Consider the following 6,983-nt stretch of genomic DNA (forward strand, 5'->3'; position numbering starts at 1 on the left):
AATACGAAATACTCTCCGTCCAACCGTTTGATATGTTCCCACAGACATACCATGGTGAGTGCGTGACATTGATGTCAAGGGGTGAGAAGTAGAAGGACTTGAAAAGGCTGTAAATAAAGGATTCCCAGACATTGAAATGTACTCTCAGCTGTTCTGCCTGAGGTGATAATGTCTGGAAATCCTTATTTTTTATTGTATGCGGGAACATGTCAACTACACTGAAAGTGATAGGGTTGAGTTGATAGATTGGATAACGGGATTTTTTCATAGGGGTTGAGTTGACGGATTAGATATGAAGTTAAAGTTGCTGCCTTAAGAACTGCTTTATATAGCAGAAACATCTTATTAGTCAATCCTTACCATAACAATAAATATAAGCAAATCATAAGCAAATATCATAAAACTACTTTTCTGTTTACAGATTTTGTGATACAATTAATTGTAAGTACTTATACCTATTAGATGCTCGATGAGGTGAAAAGATGAGCGAGATAATTAACGACAAATGGATTAATATCGATGAAGCTGCTACCTATTTAGGAGTGAAGCCTGTTACTGTAAGAGATTGGATAAGAAAAGAGAAAGGAATTCCTGCCCATAAAATAGGAAAGCAGTGGAAATTTAAAATCTCAGAGCTTGATAATTGGGTTAAAAGCGGGAAAAGTGCTATGGAATAACACTATATATCTACTAAAAATATGAATCGCATAAGATTAGAAAGGAGTTAAAGAGGATTATGGCCGTGAAAAAATCAGAATTGTATTCCCTTTTGTGGGAGGCTTGTAATAAATTAAGGGGCGGCGTTGAACCGGCTCGGTATAAAGATTATGTGCTCGTGTTATTGTTCTTTAAGTATGTATCGGACAGGTATAAAGGACAACCGTTTGCAGGGTTTAAAATTAGTGAAGGTGCATCTTTTGATGATTTAATCAGAGCAAAAGGAAAGAGTGATGTCGGAGAACGTGTAGACAAAATACTCCAGAAGTTTTTGGAGGACAACAAACTGCAAGGAGAGCTTCCTGATGTTAGCTTTAATAATCCCGATGAGCTGGGCTATGGCAAGGAATTGGTGGACAAGGTATCAGGCTTAATTGCAGTATTTCAAAACCCTGCGATTGACTTCAGGAATAATAGGGCAAGTGGCGATGATATCATCGGGGATGCTTATGAATACTTTATGATGAAATTTGCCCAAGAATCTGGAAAGAGCAAAGGGCAGTTCTACACGCCAAGTGAGGTTTCCCGTATTATTGCAAGATTGATCGGGATAGACAAAATTAAGCAGACGCCATTAAAAAAATGGACATTGTATGATCCGGCAGCAGGTAGCGGCAGCTTATTGATTCGCGCCGCAGATGAAGCGCCTGTGGATGAAAATGGCGATCCAATTGTAACAATTTTCGGTCAGGAGAAAGATATCTCTACGGCGGGTTTAGCAAAAATGAATTTGATTCTCCATCAAATAGAAACAGGTGATATTAAGAAGGGAAACACCTTGGCTTCTCCTGCTTTTATAGACGATTTTGGAGGACTCAAAAAGTTTGACTTTATTGTCATGAATCCCCCGTTTTCAGATAAATCGTGGAGCGATGGTATCAAAGCAACAGAAGATAAATATAAACGATTTGATGGATACGGTATTCCTCCTGAAAAGAATGGGGACTATGCTTGGTTTTTACACGTTCTGAAATCACTTAACGACAATGGCAAAGCGGGTATTATTATGCCTCACGGTATATTGTTCAGAGGTAATTCTGAAGAAACCATCCGCATTGCAATTCTTAGGAAACGATGGATTAAAGGCATTATCAGTCTTCCAGCGAATCTCTTCTACGGTACAGGGATTCCTGCTTGCATTGTTATTATTGATAAAGAGGATGCTGATAAAAGAGAAGGAATTTTCTTAATAGACGCCAGCCGTGGTTTTAAGAAAGATGGCAATAAAAATAGATTACGTGAGCAAGACATTGAGAAGATAGTCCGGACCTTTATCAACCAAGATGAAATTGAAGGCTATTCACGTTTTGTGAAATATTCAGATATTCTGGAGAAAAATGCTGGCAATTTAAATGTATCACGTTACATACAAAAGATTGACGATACATTACCACAGAACATTGCTGCACACTTAAAAGGCGGCATTCCGGGAACAGATATTGACTCGCTTAAAAGACTTTGGAGTATATCTCCGGCTTTGAAACAGAAAATCTTCACTTGCACTGACAACCAGCAAAATATCTACCACCTTGCTATACCTTCTGAAAACATAGAGGAAGCTATCTGGCAGGACGTTGATGTGCAGAACGAGAAGAAAAAAGAAGTAGAAACAATGTTTACGCAATGGCGAGATGCTGTTAAAAGCATCCTACTGAATATTAACAGTGAAACGAACCCTAAGCAACTTATTCGTACTATCTCCTCCATGCTTTTGGATACGTATAAATCAGCACTACTTCTTGATAATTATGACGTTTACGATTGCCTGATGAATTATTGGAATGCAAAGCTTCAGGATGATGTATATGCTATCAAAGCATATGGTTACGAGGCCGGAAGAGAAATTGAATATGAGTATGCACAGAAAAAAATCAAAGATGAGAACGGCGAAACTGTATCCGTTGATGATACTTCTAAAGTAAAATCCTTTGATGGCGTTTTAATACCGAAAGAAATCATTGAGATGTCATATTTTCCAGAAGAACTAGATACCATCAATGCTTTAACAGAGAAGTCTGTGGCTTTGGGAGCTGAATTGGATGAAATGCGCGAAGAAGAATCCGGTGATGACGGGTTACTTAAGGAAGTACTCAATGAGAATGGAGATGGCATCCCGAAGGCGAATCTTAATAAGCGGTTAAAGGAACTCGAAAGCAAGAAGACCTCCGCGGTTATGGATGCAATGACAAAGCTGATGACTCTATTTGACGAGGGTAAAACCGACGAGATGGAGGCACTAATTAGTAAAGCTCCGGAACTGGCTGAATTCGATATTAGAAACAAGAATGGAACTTTCGGTAAAGCCAAGCTTAAAGCAGCACTAAAGCTCGCTATGGATTCAGCTGTTGTCCCTGAGATCTATAAAGAAGAGTACGATGCTTTGCTTGCGTATCAGGCTAAAATGATTGAGAAAGAAGAAACGGACAAAGCCATAAAAGAAGCTCAAAAGGCTCTTGATGACAAAGTGCAGGCAAAATACGGAGAGCTTACTGTAGATGAAATCAAGCATATTCTTTTTGATATGAAATGGATGGCAAAACTTGAGGCAAGCATTAGAGATGAGATTGAGCTAGTGCTGAATTCTATGTCTTCAAAGGTACTGCTTATTGCAAAACGTTACGAACATACACTTAGAGAAATTGAAGAAGATACAGAAAAATCAAGGCAAGCAGTTATGGCAGCTTTGGAGAGGATGGGATACAAATGGTAACTTATCCACAAGGTTGGGAAACATATAGAGTCATTGATGTAGCTGATCTTTTTGATAATTTGCGTATTCCAGTCACAAAAAACCAAAGGAGACCTGGAAATACACCTTATTATGGCGCAAATGGTATTCAAGATTATGTCGACGGATATACACATGATGGCGAGTTTGTCCTTATAGCAGAAGATGGAGCAAATGATTTGCTAAATTATCCCGTTACATATGCTAAAGGTAAGATATGGGTAAACAATCATGCTCATGTAATTTCTGCGAAAGAATCAGTAGCTGTTACAAAGTTTTTATATTACCTATTGAAAAAAGTTGATTATACTACTTTTTTGGTAGGAGGGACAAGGGCCAAGCTAAATGGAAAAACATTTAAGAATATTGAGATAACGATACCCAGTAATACTTCAGAACAAAAAGCTATATCTTCAATTTTATCAGATTTGGATAATCATATTGATAATCTAGGAAAACTGATTGAAAAGAAAAAGAATATTCGCGATGGTGCGCTGGAGGATTTGATTTGTTGTCGGACAAGACTTGACGGATTTCATGATGATTGGATAAAGGTATCCTTCAATCAAGTCATTGTTCCTAAGGCTAGAATTGGATGGCAAGGTCTCAAGAAGCATGAGTATTTGCGAAATGGATACAGCTACTTAATTAGTGGCACAGATTTTAAGGACGGGACAATAAGCTTGGATAATATATCATTTGTTTCAAAAGAACGATATGATATGGATGAAAATATTCAAGTCAAAGAGAATGATGTACTTGTTACCAAAGATGGAACAATCGGAAAAGTTGCAATGGTTCCTACCTTGAGCAGACCAGCTACTTTGAATAGTGGAGTATTTGTCTTTAGAACTGCTCCGCAACTTGAACCTGCTTTCCTTTATAGGGTGCTTATGTCATCCGTATTCAGAGAGTTTATTGATACTCTATCTGCAGGTTCCACTATAAAACATTTATACCAAAAAGACTTAAAAAACTTTAAGTTTGAAATGCCCAAAGACGTTAATGAACAGAGAGCAATCTCTGATGTGCTTACAGCAATGGATAAAGAAATTAAAAACTTGGAAGCTGAACGAGATAAAATGATTCAAATTCGTGAGGGTGCAATGGACGATCTCTTAACGGGACGTGTACGCCTGACTGTGTAAGGAGGAATCAAGATGGCAACAGTTGACGCTGAGAAGAAATTGCAAAATAGGGTACTTCACTGGCTGGTTGATGACCTGGAATATACTTATCTTGGTAATTTGGAGGATATCGATAACACACCTGTAAAAGAAGAACTTCTGAGGGCAAATCTAAAAAAGCGTGGCTATGGTGATGATCAGATTAAGATTGCCATCAACGAACTTATAAGCAAGATCAACAACCAAGCAGATACGCTTTATGAGATTAACCAGAAGGTATATTCTCTTCTTCGTTATGGTCGGCAAGGTGTAAAAGATGCCAATGGACAACGACAGACCGTGCATTACATCGATTGGGTGAATATTGACAAGAATGATTTTGCCGTAGCTGAGGAAGTTTCCGTCCTTCGTTATGACAAAGTCACAAGAAAGCGTCCTGATTTGGTATTGTACATAAACGGCATCGCTATGGGAATATTCGAGCTGAAGAGTTCATATGTCAGTTCCGGTAAGGGTATTCGACAGATGCTAACTAATCAGAAAAAGGAAAACATACTCAATTTCTTCGGCGCGGCACAGCTTTTGTTCGCAGGAAATGAAGCTGAGGGATTGTATTACGGTACCATTAATACACCGGAAAAGTATTACCTTAAATGGAAAGAAGATAAAAATGCAACTGATGATTTGTCTGTAAAAATCAAAACGTTGCAACAAAAGGAAGCAAATCGTCTGAGAGATGGTATTGTTTCACTTTGCCACAAAGAACGCTTTTTGTCTATTGTACATGATTTTGTGATTTTTGATGCCGGAATTAAAAAAATTCCAAGACATAACCAGTATTTTGCTAATATAGCTGCAAGAAAAAGTATTCTTGAGAAAAAGGGTGGTATTATATGGAATACACAGGGTTCCGGAAAATCTCTTATTATGGTATGGCTTACAAAATGGATTATAGAAAATGTTGCTGATAGTCGTGTTGTAATTATTACAGATAGAGAAGAACTGGATGACCAAATTGAAAGTCTTTTTATTGATGTAAACGAAAAAGTACGTAGAGCAAAAAGCTGTAAGGACCTGCGTGATATTCTAGACAAAAGCGAAGACCCCATTATTTGCTCATTAATTCACAAGTATGGTCATAATGCGGGTAAACAGGCAGATATAGACCAATATCGTAAAGAGCTTTTGAAGGATCTTCCAAAAGACTTTAAGGCGAAAGGAAACATCGTTGCTTTTATTGACGAATGCCATCGTACCAATTCCGGTAAGCTGCATGAAGCAGTAAAAACACTGATGCCCGATGCAGTCTTAATTGGCTTTACTGGAACTCCATTGCTTAAGACAGATAAGAAAACAAGTCTTGAAATCTTTGGCCCATACATACATACCTATAAGTTTGATGAGGGTGTAGAAGATGGCGTAATTTTGGATTTAAGGTATGAGGCAAGAGATGTTGATCAGGATTTATCCAGTCAAGATAAAGTTGACCTTTGGTTTGAACAGAAGACAAAAGGCTTAACAGAGCGTGCAAAGCTCCAGCTCAAACAAAGTTGGACTTCCATTAATAAATTATACAGTTCTAAGCAACGCTTGGAGAAAATAGCAGCTGATATAGTTTTTGATATGAGCCTTAAACCGAGATTAAGGGAAGACCGCGGTACTGCTATGCTCGTCGCAAATAGCATCTACGAAGCATGCAGATATTGGGAAATCTTTATGAGTATGGGCTTTACAAAATGTGCTGTCGTAACTTCGTATGAGCCAACAACCGAAAGTGTACGGACGGCTACTTCAGATCCTTCACAGGAAAGCGAAGAAGAATACAAAAAGTCTATATATGAGCGGATGCTTGGTGGCAAGAAGCTATCAGAATATGAAAAAGAGGTAAAGAAGCAATTTAAAGAAAACCCAGCGCAAATGAAGCTTCTTATTGTGGTTGATAAATTACTTACGGGTTTTGATGCCCCAAGTGCCACTTATCTTTATATTGATAAATCCATGCGTGACCATGACCTTTTTCAGGCTATTTGTCGTGTCAATAGACCGGATGGCGAAGATAAGGACTATGGTTATATTGTTGATTATATGGATTTATTCCGTAATCTACAGCTTGCCATTTCTGATTATACGTCAGAGGCATTTGATGGGTTTGACAAAGAGGATGTCGAAGGACTTATTAAAAACCGCTATGATGAAGCAAAGTCAGAAATGGAAGGTACACTTTCATCATTGGAAGCATTATTTGAAAACGTTTCAGAACCGAAAGCAGATACTGATTTCATTGAATTTTTCTGTGGAGATAACAGCGAAGATGATGAAAAAACAGCACGTCGAGATACACTGTACACGTTAACGGCAGCGCTCACTCGGTCTTTTGCAAATTGTTGTGATAAACTTGTATCTGATTATGG

General features: G+C 38.2%; 5 protein-coding genes. 4 read left to right on the forward strand and 1 reads right to left on the reverse strand.

Annotated features, from left to right (window positions below; translation table 11 throughout):
- The coding region (locus PLH43_RS11755) for a hypothetical protein (RefSeq protein ID WP_324363328.1) at positions 1 to 208 on the reverse strand (208 nt) is incomplete at its 3' end.
- A 274-nt stretch (positions 209 to 482) separates the two neighbouring features.
- On the opposite strand from PLH43_RS11755, the gene PLH43_RS11760 reads away from it, so the two are divergent.
- From PLH43_RS11760 to PLH43_RS11775, 4 genes are all read left to right on the forward strand, one after another.
- Positions 483 to 677, forward strand: a complete 195-nt coding sequence (locus PLH43_RS11760; RefSeq protein ID WP_324363330.1) for a helix-turn-helix domain-containing protein — start codon at positions 483 to 485, stop codon at positions 675 to 677.
- Between the two features lie 59 nt (positions 678 to 736).
- Positions 737 to 3,427: a class I SAM-dependent DNA methyltransferase gene (locus PLH43_RS11765; protein WP_324363333.1), complete on the forward strand. Its 2,691-nt coding sequence runs from the start codon at positions 737 to 739 to the stop codon at positions 3,425 to 3,427.
- Entirely contained in the window at positions 3,421 to 4,593 is a 1,173-nt protein-coding gene (locus PLH43_RS11770) for a restriction endonuclease subunit S (protein ID WP_324363335.1), read from the forward strand. Before PLH43_RS11765 ends, PLH43_RS11770 begins: the two co-directional genes overlap by 7 nt.
- Positions 4,594 to 4,605: 12 nt before the next feature.
- Positions 4,606 to 6,983 (forward strand): HsdR family type I site-specific deoxyribonuclease (locus PLH43_RS11775; RefSeq protein ID WP_324363341.1); only part of this gene is annotated, 2,378 nt, incomplete at its 3' end.

Source organism: Acetivibrio sp., assembly GCF_035371925.1.
Lineage (GTDB): Bacteria > Bacillota > Clostridia > Acetivibrionales > Acetivibrionaceae > Hungateiclostridium.